Source organism: Alistipes sp. DJF_B185, assembly GCF_964250025.1.
Lineage (GTDB): Bacteria > Bacteroidota > Bacteroidia > Bacteroidales > Rikenellaceae > Alistipes > Alistipes finegoldii.
In genome coordinates, this window is sequence record NZ_CAXUDY010000008.1 from 26750 (window position 1) to 42963 (window position 16214).

Sequence of the window (16214 nt, forward strand, 5' to 3'; positions counted from 1 at the left end):
ACGTCAGCGTATTACGGGGATTACCTTCATGCCGTTGCGCAGTTTCTGCTGGCCTGCCGTAACCACCTGTTCGCCCTCGGCGAGCCCCTCGTCCACGCACCACATCGTGCCGTAGGTGTCGCCCAGCACCACGCGGCGGTAGGCCGCCGTGCTGTCGGGCCGTACGACCCAGACCGAATTGACGCCCTGCGCCTGACTGACGCTCTGCTGGGGCACGATCACCCGCGGCTGTACGGGGCCGACGTTGGCCGAGACGCGGGCGAACTGTCCGGGTTTGAGCGACCGGTCGGGGTTGGGGAACATCACCACCAGCACGAGCGTTCCCGTGCTGCTCGACACGTCCTTGCGCGTGTAGTCGTAGAGTCCCCCGTAAGGGTAGCGCGTGCCGTCGGCCAGCGTCAGGCGAATGTCCGAGAGCAGCCCCTCGTTGTCGTAGATCGAACCGCGTCCTCCGGCCGCCCTGAGGTATTCGGCCATCGGAATGGCCACATCGACGGTCAGCGTGTCGATATTCGAAATGCTCGTCAGCACGCTGAACTGCGTGCCGGGACCGACGTAGTCGCCCACATGCGCCGCCGTGTGTTCGATGATGCCGTCGATGGGCGAGCGCAGCTCGGTGTAGCCGACGTTCATGCGGGCGCTGCTGAGCGTCTGCTCGGCCGAGCGCACCGAGGCTTCGGCGGCCTTGTACTGCGCCGTATACTGATCGAGCTGCGCCTGACTGATGGCGTTGATCTTGGCCAGCGGCACGGCGCGCTCGTAGTTGTTCTGAGCCTCCAGCGCCTGCGCCTTGGCCGACTGGAGCGCGGCTTCGGCGGCGAGCATCGTGGTCGAAAGCTGGTCGGGGTCGATCGTGAAAAGCAGCTGCCCGCGTTTTACGGGCATGCCGTTCGAAAACCGCTTGGATAACAGAAAGCCATTGATCCGGGGCTGGATCACGGCGTCGAAATTACTCGAAAGGTAACCGATGAAGCTCATGCGGTTGGGGATGCTGTCCGTAACGGCGCGGGCCGTTTCGACCTGCAGGGGCGGCATTGCGGGTTTCGGCTTGTGCCGGCCGCACCCGGCGGGCAGGAGCGCGGAAACGAGTCCCGCCACGATTAAAAGTCTGTTCATACCGGAATGTTTTACGCTCTTGCGGGGACAAAAAACGTACCGCGAACCGGGTGACAGGCTCTTGGAAAGGGGGTTTTATGCTAAAAAACGTTGAATTTTTTGGCAATAAATGATGATGTTTAGATAATTTTTATATCTTTGCGTTGATAACAAACCCAATTAATAAAAAAAGTTATGAAAGAATTAGTAGCAAAGATCAATGCAGAGTACGAAGTATTCGCAGCTAATGCAGCAGCACAGGTAGAGAAGGGCAACAAGGCCGCCGGTACGCGCGCCCGCAAGTCCGCTCTCGAAATTTCGAAGCTGATGAAGGAGTTCCGCAAGGTTTCCGTAGACGCTGCGAAATAATTACAGACGCAATGACGCAACAAAGGCTGTCCCAAGGGGGCAGCCTTTGTTGGTTTCATACGGGCCGTGAACTTGCCTAAGGTTTGATGCCGAAACGGGCGAAAACCTCCATGTCCTCCGGTTCGAGACCGGTTTTGCGGAAGGGAACGGCCTCGTTGTGGTCGTTCAGGTAACGGCGCGGACGCTTGCGGTCGTAGCCGGGGTTCACGAGCGATACCGTCGGATCGACGAAGCGGCCCCGGATCGAGGCCATGTCGGCCATGGTGTGGAACAGGGCGTGGGTCGTGGCCGGCGCCGTCTCATTGATCCCGGCAGCCGCGGCTTTGGCGGGAAAATTCCGCCGGTAGGCGTCGGAGAACCACGCCAGCGAGGCCACGTAGAGCTGATAGGCGGTCGTGGTGGGCGAGGCGTGCAGGAAGCGTTCGCGGTCGTCGTCCAGAATGTCCTCGCCGTGGTCGGCGCAGTAGAGCAGCGCCGAGGAGGTTTGCCGCAGTCCGCGCAGGAAGGCGATCGTCTCGGCGAGAAAATGGTCCGTGTAACAGATCGAATTGTCGTAAGCGTTGCGGAGCGTGTGCGCATGCTCCCGCGAGATCGCCACGTCGTCGTCGGGTTTGAAACGTGCGAATTCGCGCGGATAACGCTGGTGGTAGCTGAAGTGGGAGCCGTAGCAGTGGAGGATGAAGAGCATCTTCTGCGCCGGGGCGGTCTCGACGATGCGGCGCATTTCGTCCAGCAGCTGCATGTCGTGGCGCGGCGAGCGGATATAGATCAGGTGATCGGCGTCGCGGGCCAGCTTGTCGATCATGGCGCCCTGCGGCGACTGGTTGGAGATGAACCACGTTTCGAAGCCCGCTTCGTTGAAGAGGGCAGGAAGCCCTTTGCGGCGGTAGAGCTGGTCGTGCTCCTCGGTCGAGACGGAGGAGAGGATGAGCGGCACGCTCTTGTGCGTGGTGTTGCTCTGCGTCAGCACATCGCGGAAAATCACCAGATCGTCCACCTGCGAGAGCCGGGGATTGGTCTCCCGTTCGTAGCCGTAAAGCTCCCAGCTCATGGCGCGCGACGCTTCACCTATAATATATACGTAAATCTCGCGTCCGGGCGCTTCGGCCTCGCGGCTGGCCTCGTAGGTGAAATCCGCCGAGGTCTTTTCGAAGTTGTAGGCCTTGCGGAATTCCGAGGCGCTCAGGTAGACGTTGTAGGCCACGTTGAGCGGGAAAATCTCGTCGCGCAGCACGTGCCGCTGCTCGCTCACATGATAGGCCGGCCACAGGGCCAGCATGCCCAGCGCCATGAGCGCGGCGCCCGAAAGGCCGACGTTCATGCGCGTCGTGCGCGAAATGTAGCGCTTGTGGCCGATCTCGCGCGCCGCGAACCACAACAGCGGCAGATACATCACGCAGACCAGAATGACCGACGGGTAGATGTTGCTCAGCAGTTCGCCCGCCTCGCCGGGATTGGTCGTCACCAGATTGGTGAACATGTCCGTGGCGATGATCGAGTTGCCGAACAGATAGAGCAGCACGATCTGGAACGCGCAGAGGAAGATAAAGGGAAATCCCAGCCAGATCATCACGCCGGAACGGCTCAGCGCCACGCTCCACATCATGTAGAAGCCCAGCGGCATCAGAATCAGCGCCTCGACCGTCCAGCCGGAGTAAGGCTCGGTATTGGCCAGCACGCAGTTGGGGATAATCAGCGCGACGAAGAAATAGACGGTCAGCAGCGTGGTGAAACGGCTGCGGGTTTTGACCGTGCGTCGTCTGTTTACCCTGTTCGGATCAGCATTCATATCGTTACACTAACCTAAAAAGCTTCGTTTATGCTCAGCAGGAAGCCGCTCGTCTTCTTGCCGAAGCCGTAATCGAGTCGCACATTGACCCGTTTCTTCAATTCCCAGCGCAGGCCGACGCCGTAGTTGGGTAGCGTCTCGGACCAGTCGAACCGCTCCAGATCGCTGAAGACGTTACCTGCGCCGCCCCAGAAGGTGCAGCCGATGCGCCGCCAGATGCGCTGGCGCAGTTCGACCTGAAACGTTATCATGTCGTTGTCCGTGTAGCGGCCCTGATAATAGCCGCGCATCCGCTGCGAACCGCCCATGCGGGCCAGCATCGGCCACGGGGTTCCCTCGGAGTTGAACTCCGCGTAAAGGTCCGCCGCGAGGATGCCGCCCTTCCACACCTGCCTGTAGTAGTCGGCCGTGAAGGTCGTGCGCCACAGCGAACGTCCGCAGTTGCCCAGTCCCTTGGGAAACAGCGTCTCCTGCAGACTGACGTAGACGCCCCGGAAAGGGTTGGGTATGAAGTCGCGCGAGTCGTATTCCAGAATCGCCCCGACGCCCGTGGCGGTGTAGTGCGTCTTCTGCCCGTAGAGGTAGCTCTCGCCCAGCGGCTTGAACTTCTTGCCCTGCGTATGCTCGAAACTGAGGATGCCGCCCACATAGGTGTTGGGCAGCACCCGGTGCAGGTAGCGTGCCTTTATCAGGTAACGTTTCTCGTTGTAGGAGCTCTCCTCGTTGTAGCGGCCGTCGTTATAGCCGATGCCCCACATGTCACGGGGCGCCGAAGCGAACATCACCGTATAGTCGATGCGCTTGCCGTTGCGGGAGAAGATGTTGTTGCCCGTGACGCCCAGCGCATAGAATCCCGAAATCGAGACGTTGGCGAAGATCGAAATGTCCGACGGCGAAGTGACCGAGTCCGTACGGTCTATGCGGTAGAGTCCGGCCGCCAGCAGTCCGATGCCGAGACTCGTATTCTTCGAATAGCTGGGGCCTCCGGCGAAGGTGAAGTCGATTTTCTTCTCGAACGTGCGGTCGCGCGTCGATCCCTCGAAATATTTCACCACGCGCCGCGGGAACGAGAGCCGTTTCTGCGGCTGGGGCTGTTCCGGAAGCGGGGTATAGCTGTAATGCAGCGTGTCGCTGCCGTTGATATACACTCCCTCTTGGGCCGCTCCCTGCAGCGCGAAGCAAAGGGCTAAAGCCAGAACGGCGGTTTTGCGCAGCATCCGGTTATTTGTACTTCTCGATCGTTTCGTAGAAATCGGCCTTGTCCTGCTCCGAGAGAACCCCCTTGCGCAGGAAGACCAGCTCTCCCTCCTTCGATACGATCATCAGCACGAACTGGTTGTTGCAGTCGCCCAGCTCCCAAGCCTTGCTCAGGATACGGTCCTGATCGGCGAGCACCAGCGCGCCGTTCTTGGCCGTGCGTTTCTTGGCCATGTTGCGGGCCATGCCGTTGGGGACCATCGGGGCGTCCTTGAGGTTCATCACGCCGAAACCGAAAATATTGTCGCTCTGGGCGCGGTGGTTCTCCTCCAGTTCGACCGTGAAATCGTTGTTCTGCTTGTGACGGTCGGGGTCCACGTAGAATATCATCAGGTTCTTCTCGCCCCAGTGCGGCAGCTTGGCCGGATTGCCGTCGAGGTCGAGCACTTCGACATTATTCACTTTGCGGGGCAGCTCCTGAGCCGCCGCTGCGGATGCGGCGAGCGTGAAGGCGGCCAGCATCCCAATTACTTTCATCTTCATCGTAATCCTGTTTTTTGGTTTCAAAAGAAAACAAATCTGGGCAAAGTTACAACTTTTCCGCCAACATACGGACAATCAGCCGTTATAATATTGTCCGTATGGTTCACTTTTTTGGCTTGGCGGGAGTCAGCGCCGTGTCGAAAGCGTAAAGTCCGCCGCCGGAAATAATCAGGAAGACGTAGACGCCCAGCCACACGAACTCCAGCTCCCCGGCGCCGAATCCGCCCCACGCGAACATCAGCAGGATGCCCAGCGAGAGAATCAGCGCCGACATCCGCACCCAGATGCCCATGATGATCGCCACCGCCAGCAGCACCTCGGCCACCGTCACGACAACGAACGTCGCCGCGCTGCCGGCCGAGGCGAACGACGGGTACGAATTGACGATTTCGTTGTAATCCTGCATTTTGCCGATATTGTGGAAGAGCATCATGCCTCCCGCGAACAGTCTCATGTAGAGCACGGCCCAATCCATGTGCCGGTATTGCCCGATCCAGTCTTCGATTCTTTTTCCCATGCTCCGGCATCGTGCAATTTGTATTCCAAAGGCGTTCCGGGAGCGATTCGCACCCGGCCTGCGCCGTTCCGGGCGCGCTCCCGAACCGCAGACGGCCCGGCATGGACGGATATTTCCGCCCCGAAGTCCGGAGCCGCCGATGACACGGATGCCGACCGGCCTCCTTGACCGACACAAGGTCTCCGGGCGGATATTTCCCGTCCGCCGCCCGCTTCGACGCGCTCCCGGACAGCCTGTTCCGGCAGAAACGCCCCTGAATTTTCGTCTTGTCGCCCGATTTTCGTTATCTTTGCGCCCATGAAGACCAATATCCTTTTCGTCTGCCTCGGAAATATCTGCCGCTCCCCGGCGGCCGACGGCATCATGCACCACATCGTCGAAGAGCGGGGACTCAGCGGCCGGATCGGAATCGACTCGGCCGGAACCTACGCGGGGCACACGGGCGAACTGCCCGACGCCCGCATGCGCCGCGCCGCCGCACGGCGGGGTTACGACCTCGGCCACCGCGCCCGGCAGATCCGGGAGGAGGATTTCGACCGGTTCGACATGATCGTCGTCATGGACGACATGAACTACGAGAACGTCCACCGGCTCGCGCCGTCGCGCAGGGCCGCCGAAAAGATCTTCCGCATGCGGGAGTTTTTCCGCCGCCACCCCCGTTGGGACCATGTTCCGGACCCCTATTACGAAGGCGCCGAAGGCTTCGAGCTGGTGCTCGACATGCTGGAGGACGGCTGCGGGGGAATTCTCGAATACCTCGAAAATCCGCAGTGACATGCAGAAAAAAAGCAATCCGGAGACGCCCCCGTCCCCGGATTGTTGTTTTCGCAGCGGCTTGCCGAAGCCGCCGTATCGAGACCGCGCGTCAGAAGTCGAGTCCGAAACTGATGCTGTAGGTATTGTGCAGCAGCGTCTGCTTCTTGGCGATCAGGTAGGCGAAGTCGAGACGCAGGTGCAGGAACCGGACGCCCGCGCCGACCGAACCGTAGGAAGGGTAGTAGTCGCGGCGCTCGCCGTAGTGATAACCCGCCCGGAGCTGGATGAGCTGCATCAGGTTGTACTCGGCGCCGACCGACATCTGGAATCCCCGGACTTTCGAAGGCGAGAAATAGTAGCCCAGATCCGTGCCGACGGTTATCTCGTGCACGTCGCTGAGGAACGTATCCAGCGCCACGCCCGCCGTCAGGTCCATCGGCAGGGTGTAGGGCGTGTCTTTCAGATAGCCGCCCAGATTGCCCAGCTTGGCGCCCGCACGCAGCGTCGAATAGCTCCCGACGTTTTCCAGCGGGTGCGACCATGCGGCGCTCAGGTCCACGGCCAGCGCGTCCGCCGAGGTTTCGGGACGCTTGAGGTGCATGTAGCGGGCCACGACGCCGACGGCCCAGTTGCCGCCGATGCGGCGCGAGTAGCCCAGATCGACCGCCATGTCGTTGTTGCCCCGCTCGCGCAGGTACTGCCGCCAGCCGATCTGCGCCAGATTGACGTTGTCGAAACGGCAGAATCCCGTCACGGCGTAGTAGTCGAACTGCCCCTGCCCGTAATAGGACGAGGATATCTGCGACGGCATCTGCGAGAAAATGGCCGTCGCGGAGTTGTTGTATATGGCGTGCGACCCAGACAGGGTCGTCATGGCGACGCCGCCCATGCCGAGCGTCTTGGCGTCGGGCGTCGGCAGGGTCGCTTCCTGCGCTGCGGCGCAGAGCGTCGCGGCGAGCAGTGTCAGTGTGGTTATCAGACGTTTCATACGGCAAATATAGCGAAAGGCGGGCGGCAAAACGAAAATTTGTCTCCTGATTTGTCCGGAACGCCTTCCATATGCGGCAAATATAGCAAAAAAGATGCAAGTTCCGCCGGTGCAGGCGGCCAAACTCCGGGCACGGCGCGCCCGGCCTGCGATCGGACTTCGGGACCCGAAGCCCCGGACGGGCCGCGACGCCGGCGTGCGAAGCATGATGCCGTCAGGCTGAAATCCGCTTCAGGCACTCCTCGACGAGCTTGAAAAACCGGGAGATATGCGCGCCGTCCACGAACGCATGGTTGACGAAGATCGAGAGCGGCATCACGAGCCGCCCTTCGCGCATCACCGCCTTGCCGGCGTTCATCAGCGGATATTCCGTCGGTTGGCCCGGCGCTCCCTGCGCGTAGGTCAGGGAGGTGAAATAGAGGTCCGGCGTGGCGCTCAGCAGGAAGACGTCGTAATCGCCCTGCGCCTGCAGCACCTTTTCGGCGCCGTAGGGATCACCGTCCTGCGGAATGTCGGTGACGATGGCGCGGGCCTCGGCGTAGAAGCGTTCGAAATCGGCATGGTAGGGGATGCGGACGGTGTAAAACGTACGGCCCGGAACGGCGATGGGCGAGATGACGTCCACCGTGTCGTGCCAGATCACGTTTCCGCGGCTGTCCGTGCGGTAACGGAACTCCTTGATTTCATTGACCGCGCGCAGCACGGCGTAGAGGTAATAGAGGAAGAAGGAGCGTCCCGCGGCTTTGGCCGCCGCACGGGCTTCGGTGCAGTCGATCTCGGTCGCCACCGAAATCCACGAATTGAGGAAGTTGCGGAAAAAGGCGTAATTGTCCCGCCGCTCCCAAGTTTCGATGTCTACGGTATGTTTCATAAGGTATGGCGTTAAACAAAACGTCCGCTCAAGCAGACTTGGCGGACGCTTTTATTGCCGGTCCGATGCCGCGGGGCACCGAACCGCTGCTGTTTTCCGATTGCCGGGAGATTCCTAACAGTTCATCGCGCCGCAGCAGTGGATGACTTGTCCGCTGACATACGACGAAAGATCCGATGCGAGGAACAGCGCGACCTTGGCCACGTCCTCCGGCGTGCCGCCGCGGCGAAGCGGAATCTGCTTGTACCAGCCCTCCTTCACCTCGTCGGGCAGTTTGTCGGTCATCTCGGTCATGATGAAGCCCGGAGCGATGGCGTTGGCGCGGATGCCGCGGGGACCCATCTCCTTGGCGATCGACTTGGCAAGACCGATCATGCCGGCTTTCGACGCCGAGTAGTTGCACTGGCCCGCGTTGCCGCTGACGCCCACCACCGACGACATGTTGATGATCGAGCCGCCCTTCTGACGGGCCATGATCGGCGTCACGGCGTGGATGAAGTTGAACGCCGACTTGAGGTTCACGGTCAGCACGGCGTCCCACTGGGCTTCGCTCATGCGCATCATCAGGCCGTCCTTGGTGATGCCGGCGTTGTTCACGAGAATATCGATGCGGCCGAAATCCTTGACGATCTCTTCGATGACCTTGTGCGTCTCTTCGAAATTCGCCGCGTTCGACGCATAGCCCTTGGCCTTGACGCCCAGCGCCGCGATCTCGGCTTCGGTGGCTTTGCCGTTGTCGTCGATCACGAGGTCGGTGAACGCCACGTCGGCGCCCTCCTTGGCGAATTCGAGTGCGATGGCCTTGCCGATACCGCGGGCCGCGCCCGTGACGACAGCCACTTTACCTTCGAGTAATTTCATAGCTTTCAAAGTATTAAGAATGTTTGCAAAATATTCTGTTTTTCCTTTTTTCGTCCGAAAGACGAACAAAGTTAAGAAAAATATTTTGAAACGCTCCGCCGCCGCCGGAATTTCGCCAAATATTACTAACTTTACCGTCCGTAAACGAATCATCACAAATCCTTAGAGATATGAAAAGAGACACCCAGATTTTCGATCTGATCGCCGCCGAGCGCAGCCGTCAGATGCATGGCATCGAACTGATCGCCTCGGAGAACTTCGTAAGCGAACAGGTCATGGAGGCCATGGGCTCCGTGCTGACCAACAAATATGCCGAGGGTTATCCCGCAGCGCGCTATTACGGCGGCTGCGAAGTCGTGGACAAGGTCGAGACGCTGGCCATCGAGCGCATCTGCCGTCTCTACGGCGCCGAATACGCCAACGTGCAGCCCCACTCCGGCGCGCAGGCCAATATGGCGGTATTCTTCGCCGTGCTGCAGCCGGGCGACACCTTCATGGGACTCGATCTGGCGCACGGCGGCCACCTTTCGCACGGTTCGCCGGTCAACATGTCGGGCAAATACTTCAACGCCGTGGGCTACCAGCTCGACGAGGCGACGGGCGTGATCGACTACGACGCCATGGAGCGCAAGGCGCTGGAATGCAAGCCGAAACTGATCGTCGGCGGTGCTTCGGCCTATTCGCGCGAATGGGACTACAAACGCATGCGCGAAATCGCGGACAAAGTCGGCGCGCTGCTGCTCGTGGACATGGCCCACACGGCCGGCCTGATCGCGGCAGGACTGCTGGACAACCCCGTTAAATACGCGCATATCGTTACTTCGACGACCCACAAGACCCTGCGCGGACCGCGCGGCGGCATTATCCTCATGGGCAGGGATTTCGAAAACCCGTGGGGACTCACCACGCCCAAAGGCGCGGTGAAGATGATGTCGCAGATCCTCAACTCGGCCGTATTCCCCGGCATTCAGGGCGGTCCGCTCGAACACGTCATCGCCGCCAAGGCCGTGGCTTTCGGCGAGGCGCTCGACCCCAGCTACAAGGAGTATCAGACGCAGGTGCAGAAGAACGCCAAGGCGATGGCCGAAGCATTCGTGAAGCGCGGCTACAAGATCGTTTCGGGCGGCACGGACAATCACCTGATGCTGGTCGATCTGCGCACCAAGTTCCCCGAACTGACGGGCAAGCTGGCCGAGAAGTGTCTGGTGGCGGCCGACATCACGACCAACAAGAACATGGTGCCGTTCGACAGCCGCTCGCCGTTCCAGACTTCGGGTCTGCGCTTCGGCACGCCGGCCATCACCACCCGCGGCCTGAAGGAGGACAAGATGGACTACATCGTCGGGCTGATCGACCGCGTACTGCACGATCCCGAAAACGAGGACAACATCGCCGCCGTACGCAGGGACGTGAACGCCCTGATGGCCGATTATCCGCTTTTCGCTTGGTAATATGAAAGAGGTAATCGACTTTTTCCGCCGCCTGCACGACAACAACGACCGTGCATGGTTCGACGTCCACCGCGCCGAATGGACGCACGTGAAGGGGCGGTTCGCCGCCTTCACGGAGCGGCTGATCGAGGGAATCGCCGAGTTCGACCCTGCGGTGCGCGGCCTGCGGGTGCAGGACTGCACCTACCGCATCGCCCGCGACACGCGGTTCAGCCCCGACAAGTCGCCCTATAAGACATATATAGGTGCGTACATCGCTCCGAAAGGCAAGAAGTCGGGATTCGCCGGTTACTATTTTCATATCGAACCGTGCTGCGACAGCCTGATTTGGAGCAACGCGCTTTCGGCGGGGCTTTACTGCCCCGAACCGGTCGTGCTGCGCAGCGTGCGGGACGAAATTACGGACAACGGCGCGGAAATTGCAGCGGCGATCCGGAAAGCCAAAGGGTTCGACCTTGTCGAGGAGAACAAGCTCAAGCGGGTGCCCACGGGATTCCCCGCCGACAGCGAGTACGCCGACATGCTGAAGCTCAAGGATTTCTACATCGCCAAGCGGATCACCGAGGAGTTCCTGCTCGCGGACGACCTGCTGGAGAAGACTTTGGCGGAGTTCCGCCGCACGCAGCCGTTCGTAGCGATTCTGAACCGCGCCGTGCAGTTCGCCTACGAGGAGATGATGTAATTTTATGCAGACGATATGAAACGGATTCTTGTATTATTCGCGCTCTTCGCCGCTGCGGCGGGTTATGCGCAGACGGTCGAAAAGCAGACCTTCGTCTATGCCGTCAAGCAGACCGACACGCTGCGGCTGGACCGCTACGTGGCGCTCACGCCCGACAGCCGGACCAAACCCTGCCTGATGTTCGTCTTCGGCGGCGGTTTCGTGGGCGGCCGGCGCGACAATGCGAGCTTCCTTTCGTATTTCGAATATTACGCCCGGAAAGGGTATGTGGTCGTGTCGATCGATTACCGGCTCGGCATGAAGAAGGCCATGCAGGCCGGAACGCTCAGCGAGGAGACCTTCCCCGAAGCGTGGATCACGACCCTTGCGATGGCGACCGGCGACCTCTACGACGCTACGGCCTACGTCTGCGACCATGCGTCCGCGTGGGGCGTGGACAAAACCCGGATCGTGGCAAGCGGTTCGAGCGCCGGAGCCATTACGGTGCTGATGGGCGAATACGGCATCTGCAACGGGCATCCGCTGGCGCGGCAGAAGCTCCCGCAGGACTTTAACTACGCGGGTGTAATATCCTATGCAGGAGCTATTTTCAACACGCAGGAAGAGCTGCGCTGGGCCAAGACTCCCGCGCCGATGATGCTCTTCCACGGCGACGCCGACCGCAACGTCCCCTACGACGCCGTGCTGTACGACGGCAACGGGTTTTTCGGCTCGAAGCATATCGCCGATATGCTTACCGAACGGCGCATCCCGCATTGGTTTTACTCGGTCGCCAACACCAATCACGTCATGGCGACCCGCCCGATGTACGACAACCGTTACGAGATCGACGCGTTCCTCGAAAAGCTCGTCCTGAAGCGTGAACCGCTGGTGATCGACACCTACGTCACGCCGCTGGAAGCCCCCGAACTGCCGAAGGCCTTTACGCTCTCCGATTATATCGACGCCAATTACGGCAAATAGCGGCTGTCCGTTCCGTTTTATACGACCGTCCTCCACAGGAGGACGGTTTTTTTATGAAAAGCGCGCCGTTTTTTTCGGTTTCGAATAGGTGATAGTCCCGTTTCGCTTGTATATATAGCAAGAAACGAAGTTATGCGACAACAAATCCAGCAATTCGGCAGGACCCTGAGCGGCATGGTCATGCCCAATATCGGCGCGTTCATCGCGTGGGGATTCATCACAGCGCTTTTCATCCCGGAGGGATGGTGGCCCAACGGACAGCTCGCGCAGCTGGTCGGGCCGATGCTGACCTACCTTCTGCCGCTGCTGATCGCCTACACCGCAGGGCGCAACGTCGCCGGGGAGCGGGGCGGGGTGATCGGCGCCATTGCCGCCGTCGGCGTGATCGTCGGCAGCGATATTCCGATGTTCATCGGCGCGATGATCATGGGTCCGCTGGCGGGATATGCGATCCGCCGGTTCGACCGCATGGTCGAGGGGCGCGTGAAGGCAGGCTTCGAAATGCTCGTCAGCAACTTCTCGATCGGCATTCTCGGCATGCTGCTGGCCGTTCTGGGCTACTATGTCGTCGGCAGCGTGGTCTCCGGCCTGACGATGCTCATAAGCAGCGGTGCCGAGCTGGTCATACGCCACGGACTGCTGCCTCTTGTGTCGCTTTTCGTGGAGCCGGCCAAGGTGCTGTTTCTCAACAACGCCGTCAATCACGGAATCTTCTCGCCGATCGGCATCGAACAGGCCCGCGAAACGGGACAGTCGATCATGTTCCTGCTCGAAACCAACCCCGGTCCCGGATTGGGCGTACTGCTCGCATACTGGCTTTTCGGCCGGGGAAATGCGCGCCAGTCGGCTCCGGGAGCCGTGATTATCCAGTTTTTCGGCGGCATCCACGAAATCTATTTTCCCTACATACTCGCCCGTCCGGTGCTGATCGTTGCCGCAATCGCGGGCAGCGCCGCGGGACTGCTGTTTTTCTCGCTCTCCGATGCGGGGCTGGTGGCTCCGGCGTCGCCCGGAAGCATCCTCTCGGTGCTGGCGATGGCTCCCAAAGGCAAGACGCTCATCGTCCTGCTGGGCGTGGCGATCTCCGCGGCCGTATCGCTGCTCGCCGCCGCGCCCTTTATCCGGCGCGCGTCCAAGACCGAAACGGAAGGCGATCCAGCCGTCGGGAAGCTCCCGCAGAGCGCAGCGGGCATATCGCCGCATGCAGCCGGACGGCCCGTCCGCAAAGTGATCTTCGCCTGCGACGCGGGCATGGGATCGAGCGCCCTCGGCGCGACCCGTTTCCGCAGACGCCTCAGGGACGCGGGAATCGGCGTTGCGGTGGGCAACAGTGCGGCGGACCGTATTCCGTCCGATGCCGACGTGGTCGTATGCCAGTCCGTACTGGCGGAGCGGATCGCCGCGGCCGCAAAAGGCGCCGAGCTGATCGTGATCGACAACTTCCTCTCCGATCCCGGTCTGGACACCCTGTTCGTCCGGCTGGAGGGAGCGGAACCAACGGCGGCAGATTCTGGAACTGTTTCCGGCGGCGAATCGGCCCCCGACATGTCCTGCACCCGGCTTGCGGAAGCCGTATTGCCTTCCGACGTCTGCGACGCCCGATCTGCCGGAGCGACGCCCTCTTCCGATACATCCGCGTTCCGACCGGCAGAAACAACAGCGTCTCCCGACATGCCCGCCGCGGCCGATTCGGACCCGAAACCCGAAGAAACCGCATCCGCCCCCAAGGACGCCGCTCCGGACGGCGCCATCCTGCAACCCGGAAATATCCGGGTCGGACTGCCTGCGGAGCCGAAGGAGAAGGCGATCCGGCGGGCGGGCGAACTGCTCGTCGCGGGCGGATATGCCCGGCCGGAGTATGTCGATGCGATGCTGCGCCGCGAAGAGTTGGCGACGACCTGTCTGGGGATGGGGCTTGCGATTCCGCACGGAACCTCCGATGCCAAGGAGCGCGTACTGCGCTCCGGCATCGTGATCCTGCAATACCCCGACGGCGTGGATTTCGACGGCGAGAAAGCGCATCTGATCGTGGGAATCGCAGGCGTGGGGGACGAGCATCTGGAGATCCTCGCCCGGCTGAGCGCATCGTTCGAGGACGAGGAGCTGTTGCAGCGGCTTATGACCGCGACCGACCCGCAGGTGATCTACGACGCGCTGAAATAGCCCCGGACGAAGAACCGAAAACCGACCGAACCAACAACGACTTATATGACATCGCAAAAAGTAACGATTACGGCTCCCAACGGCATGCACGCGCGGCCGGCCGGGGAGTTGGCAAAACTTGTCAAGGGCCTTGCGCCCGTCAGGATCACTTTCCGCACCGCCGCTAAGGAGGTCAATGCCGCGAGCATGCTCGCCCTGCTGTCGCTGGGGCTGAAGTGCGGCACGGAGATCGAAATATGCGCCGAGGGCGGCGACGAAGCCGCCGCCGTGAAGGCCGTCGCGGCGTTCATCGCAAACATGAGCGAGTGATGCGCGTGCTTCGGACCGGAATCCCGGCGGCGGGAATTGCCGCAGGAACGGCGTTCGTCCTCGAACGCCGCGTTTCGGCCGCACCGTCCGCCGCGCCCGGAGATCCGGCGGCCGAAACGGCCCGCTTCCATGCCGCGCTGGCGCAGGCGAAAGCGGAGCTGGGCGTATTGGCGGCGGAAAACGACATCTTCGCGGCGCACTTGGAGATGGCCGACGACCCGATGCTGGCGGAACAGGTCGAAGAGCGGATTTCGGAACACGGCTTTTCGGCCGAACGGGCTTTGGACGGAGCCTGTGAAGAGGTGTGCGGCATGCTCGCCGCGCTCGACGACGAATACCTCGGAGGCCGCACCGACGACGTGCGGGACGTATGCGGCCGCATACGCCGTATTCTCACGGGCGAAACGGCCGAAAATCCGTTCGCCGGACTTGCGCCCGGAACGATCGTCGTGGCCGAGGAACTGACGCCGTCGGATACGGCGCTGATGGATTTCAGCCGCATCGCGGGCGTGGTGACGGCCCGCGGAAGCGTCACGAGCCATGTCTGCATCATCGCCCGCGCCAAAGGAATTGCGGCGATGGTCGGAGCGACTGAATGTATGCTTGAAATAAAAACAGGCGACAAGCTGATAATCAACGGAGAAACCGGCGAAATAATCGTCGCTCCCGATACCGCAACCGAACGGCGATACCGCGCCCTGATCGCATCGCGGGAACGGCACGGCGCACATTGCCTGAAAGGTGCGCATACGCCCGCCGTGACGCGCGGCGGACGGCGTATCGCCGTGCTGGGGAATGCCGGCAGCGTCGCGGAAGTGCGCGCGGCCCTCGATGCGGGAGCCGAGGGAATCGGGCTGTTCCGCAGCGAATTCCTCTACATGCAGAGCCGCGGCGGGTTTCCGGACGAGCAGACGCAGTTCGAAGCCTACCGGCATGCGGCGGAGTTGTGCGGCGAACGCCCGTTAGTTATACGAACGCTCGATATAGGCGGGGATAAAGCATTGCCGTACATGGATTTCGGACATGAGGAAAATCCGTTTCTCGGATGGCGCGCCATCCGCGTTTCGCTCTCCATGCAAGACGTGTTCCGTACGCAGTTGCGGGCGTTGCTCCGGGCGAGCGTATTCGGCAACCTGCGGATCATGTTCCCGATGATTACGTCGGTCGGGGAGTTCCGCCGGGCCGAAGCCGCCGTGCGAGAGTGCATGGCGGAGCTGGACGCGGAAAAAGCCGCTTACAATTCCGGAATCGAGCTGGGCGTGATGATCGAAACCCCCGCCGCGGTCATGGTCGCCGACCTGCTGGCCGCGGAGGCGCGGTTTTTCAGCATCGGGACCAACGACCTTACCCAGTACGTCATGGCCGCAGACCGGGGAAATCCGCGCGTGGCGCATCTCTGCGACCCGTCCGATACGGCCGTGAGACGCTCCGTCGCCATGACGCTCGCGGCGGCGCGCAGCGCGGGCATCGAAGCCGGCATGTGCGGCGAACTGGCCGCCGACCCGGAAGCCACGGCGTGGCTGCTCGAAGCGGGACTGGAGAAGTTCAGCGTCAGCGCACCCGCCGTCGCGCCGCTCAAAGAGCGGATCCGGACGCTGGACCTGCCTGAGGTGCGAAAAACACCCGGCGCAGCCGAATAAATTTGCCGCGGCACGCGGTT

General features: G+C 61.4%; 16 protein-coding genes. 8 read left to right on the forward strand and 8 right to left on the reverse strand.

Annotated features, from left to right (window positions below):
• Nucleotides 1–3 precede the first annotated feature (3 nt).
• Nucleotides 4–1116: an efflux RND transporter periplasmic adaptor subunit gene (locus ACESTR_RS11360; protein ID WP_014776431.1), complete on the reverse strand. Its 1113-nt coding sequence runs from the start codon at nt 1114–1116 to the stop codon at nt 4–6.
• Nucleotides 1117–1290: 174 nt separating this feature from the next.
• Between ACESTR_RS11360 and ACESTR_RS11365 the strand changes: the two genes are divergently transcribed.
• Nucleotides 1291–1464: a histone H1 gene (locus ACESTR_RS11365; RefSeq protein ID WP_009596623.1), complete on the forward strand. Its 174-nt coding sequence runs from the start codon at nt 1291–1293 to the stop codon at nt 1462–1464.
• A gap of 76 nt (nt 1465–1540) precedes the next feature.
• Here the strand turns inward: ACESTR_RS11365 and ACESTR_RS11370 are convergent, their stop codons facing one another.
• The 4 genes from ACESTR_RS11370 to ACESTR_RS11385 all read right to left on the reverse strand — a co-directional run bounded on the left by ACESTR_RS11370 (nt 1541) and on the right by ACESTR_RS11385 (nt 5510).
• Nucleotides 1541–3253, reverse strand: coding sequence for a phosphoethanolamine transferase (locus tag ACESTR_RS11370; RefSeq protein WP_022043835.1), 1713 nt, complete (start codon nt 3251–3253; stop codon nt 1541–1543).
• Between the two features lie 14 nt (nt 3254–3267).
• The gene (locus ACESTR_RS11375; protein WP_195291448.1) at nt 3268–4470 is read right to left on the reverse strand and encodes a BamA/TamA family outer membrane protein; all 1203 of its coding nucleotides are present in this window, start codon (nt 4468–4470) and stop codon (nt 3268–3270) included.
• A gap of 4 nt (nt 4471–4474) precedes the next feature.
• Nucleotides 4475–4993, reverse strand: a complete 519-nt coding sequence (locus tag ACESTR_RS11380) for a hypothetical protein (RefSeq protein ID WP_009596622.1) — start codon at nt 4991–4993, stop codon at nt 4475–4477.
• Nucleotides 4994–5096: 103 nt separating this feature from the next.
• Complete coding sequence (locus ACESTR_RS11385; protein ID WP_009596652.1) at nt 5097–5510, reverse strand: DoxX family protein; 414 nt, start codon at nt 5508–5510, stop codon at nt 5097–5099.
• 297 nt (nt 5511–5807) lie between these two features.
• Here ACESTR_RS11385 and ACESTR_RS11390 point away from each other — a divergent pair, with 297 nt between their 5' ends.
• Complete coding sequence (locus ACESTR_RS11390) at nt 5808–6284, forward strand: low molecular weight protein-tyrosine-phosphatase (RefSeq protein ID WP_022044586.1); 477 nt, start codon at nt 5808–5810, stop codon at nt 6282–6284.
• 91 nt (nt 6285–6375) lie between these two features.
• Here ACESTR_RS11390 and ACESTR_RS11395 read toward each other — a convergent pair whose 3' ends face one another.
• From ACESTR_RS11395 to fabG, 3 genes are all read right to left on the reverse strand, one after another.
• The gene (locus ACESTR_RS11395) at nt 6376–7254 is read right to left on the reverse strand and encodes a PorV/PorQ family protein (RefSeq protein WP_009596626.1); all 879 of its coding nucleotides are present in this window, start codon (nt 7252–7254) and stop codon (nt 6376–6378) included.
• Nucleotides 7255–7468: 214 nt separating this feature from the next.
• Nucleotides 7469–8125, reverse strand: coding sequence for a chloramphenicol acetyltransferase (locus ACESTR_RS11400; RefSeq protein ID WP_009596653.1), 657 nt, complete (start codon nt 8123–8125; stop codon nt 7469–7471).
• Between the two features lie 114 nt (nt 8126–8239).
• A complete protein-coding gene (fabG, locus tag ACESTR_RS11405) occupies nt 8240–8986 on the reverse strand; it encodes a 3-oxoacyl-[acyl-carrier-protein] reductase (RefSeq protein WP_022044589.1) in 747 nt (248 codons plus the stop codon).
• 170 nt (nt 8987–9156) lie between these two features.
• Between fabG and glyA the strand changes: the two genes are divergently transcribed.
• The 6 genes from glyA to ptsP all read left to right on the forward strand — a co-directional run bounded on the left by glyA (nt 9157) and on the right by ptsP (nt 16194).
• The gene (gene glyA / locus ACESTR_RS11410; protein ID WP_014776438.1) at nt 9157–10437 is read left to right on the forward strand and encodes a serine hydroxymethyltransferase; all 1281 of its coding nucleotides are present in this window, start codon (nt 9157–9159) and stop codon (nt 10435–10437) included.
• A 1-nt stretch (nt 10438) separates the two neighbouring features.
• Nucleotides 10439–11119 carry a DUF2461 domain-containing protein gene (locus ACESTR_RS11415; RefSeq protein WP_130062734.1) on the forward strand — a complete coding sequence of 227 codons (681 nt, stop codon included), beginning with the start codon at nt 10439–10441 and terminating at the stop codon, nt 11117–11119.
• A gap of 15 nt (nt 11120–11134) precedes the next feature.
• Nucleotides 11135–12082, forward strand: a complete 948-nt coding sequence (locus ACESTR_RS11420) for an alpha/beta hydrolase (RefSeq protein WP_130062735.1) — start codon at nt 11135–11137, stop codon at nt 12080–12082.
• Between the two features lie 132 nt (nt 12083–12214).
• Nucleotides 12215–14245: a PTS mannitol transporter subunit IICBA gene (locus ACESTR_RS11425; RefSeq protein WP_130062736.1), complete on the forward strand. Its 2031-nt coding sequence runs from the start codon at nt 12215–12217 to the stop codon at nt 14243–14245.
• A gap of 45 nt (nt 14246–14290) precedes the next feature.
• Nucleotides 14291–14554 carry an HPr family phosphocarrier protein gene (locus tag ACESTR_RS11430; RefSeq protein WP_039939670.1) on the forward strand — a complete coding sequence of 88 codons (264 nt, stop codon included), beginning with the start codon at nt 14291–14293 and terminating at the stop codon, nt 14552–14554.
• On the forward strand, nt 14554–16194 hold the full coding sequence (gene ptsP, locus ACESTR_RS11435; protein WP_130062737.1) for a phosphoenolpyruvate--protein phosphotransferase: 1641 nt from the start codon (nt 14554–14556) through the stop codon (nt 16192–16194). The genes ACESTR_RS11430 and ptsP overlap by 1 nt, the downstream gene beginning before the upstream one ends.
• The last annotated feature ends 20 nt before the right edge of the window (nt 16195–16214 follow it).

Bases quoted from the DNA above. Each gene is read 5' to 3' on its own strand.
- ACESTR_RS11360 (WP_014776431.1), bottom strand. From the start codon at position 1,116: ATGAACAGACTTTTAATCGTGGCGGGACTCGTTTCCGCGCTCCTGCCC.
- ACESTR_RS11365 (WP_009596623.1), top strand. From the start codon at position 1,291: ATGAAAGAATTAGTAGCAAAGATCAATGCAGAGTACGAAGTATTCGCA.
- ACESTR_RS11370 (WP_022043835.1), bottom strand. From the start codon at position 3,253: ATGAATGCTGATCCGAACAGGGTAAACAGACGACGCACGGTCAAAACC.
- ACESTR_RS11375 (WP_195291448.1), bottom strand. From the start codon at position 4,470: ATGCTGCGCAAAACCGCCGTTCTGGCTTTAGCCCTTTGCTTCGCGCTG.
- ACESTR_RS11380 (WP_009596622.1), bottom strand. From the start codon at position 4,993: ATGAAGATGAAAGTAATTGGGATGCTGGCCGCCTTCACGCTCGCCGCA.
- ACESTR_RS11385 (WP_009596652.1), bottom strand. From the start codon at position 5,510: ATGGGAAAAAGAATCGAAGACTGGATCGGGCAATACCGGCACATGGAT.
- ACESTR_RS11390 (WP_022044586.1), top strand. From the start codon at position 5,808: ATGAAGACCAATATCCTTTTCGTCTGCCTCGGAAATATCTGCCGCTCC.
- ACESTR_RS11395 (WP_009596626.1), bottom strand. From the start codon at position 7,254: ATGAAACGTCTGATAACCACACTGACACTGCTCGCCGCGACGCTCTGC.
- ACESTR_RS11400 (WP_009596653.1), bottom strand. From the start codon at position 8,125: ATGAAACATACCGTAGACATCGAAACTTGGGAGCGGCGGGACAATTAC.
- fabG (WP_022044589.1), bottom strand. From the start codon at position 8,986: ATGAAATTACTCGAAGGTAAAGTGGCTGTCGTCACGGGCGCGGCCCGC.
- glyA (WP_014776438.1), top strand. From the start codon at position 9,157: ATGAAAAGAGACACCCAGATTTTCGATCTGATCGCCGCCGAGCGCAGC.
- ACESTR_RS11415 (WP_130062734.1), top strand. From the start codon at position 10,439: ATGAAAGAGGTAATCGACTTTTTCCGCCGCCTGCACGACAACAACGAC.
- ACESTR_RS11420 (WP_130062735.1), top strand. From the start codon at position 11,135: ATGAAACGGATTCTTGTATTATTCGCGCTCTTCGCCGCTGCGGCGGGT.
- ACESTR_RS11425 (WP_130062736.1), top strand. From the start codon at position 12,215: ATGCGACAACAAATCCAGCAATTCGGCAGGACCCTGAGCGGCATGGTC.
- ACESTR_RS11430 (WP_039939670.1), top strand. From the start codon at position 14,291: ATGACATCGCAAAAAGTAACGATTACGGCTCCCAACGGCATGCACGCG.
- ptsP (WP_130062737.1), top strand. From the start codon at position 14,554: ATGCGCGTGCTTCGGACCGGAATCCCGGCGGCGGGAATTGCCGCAGGA.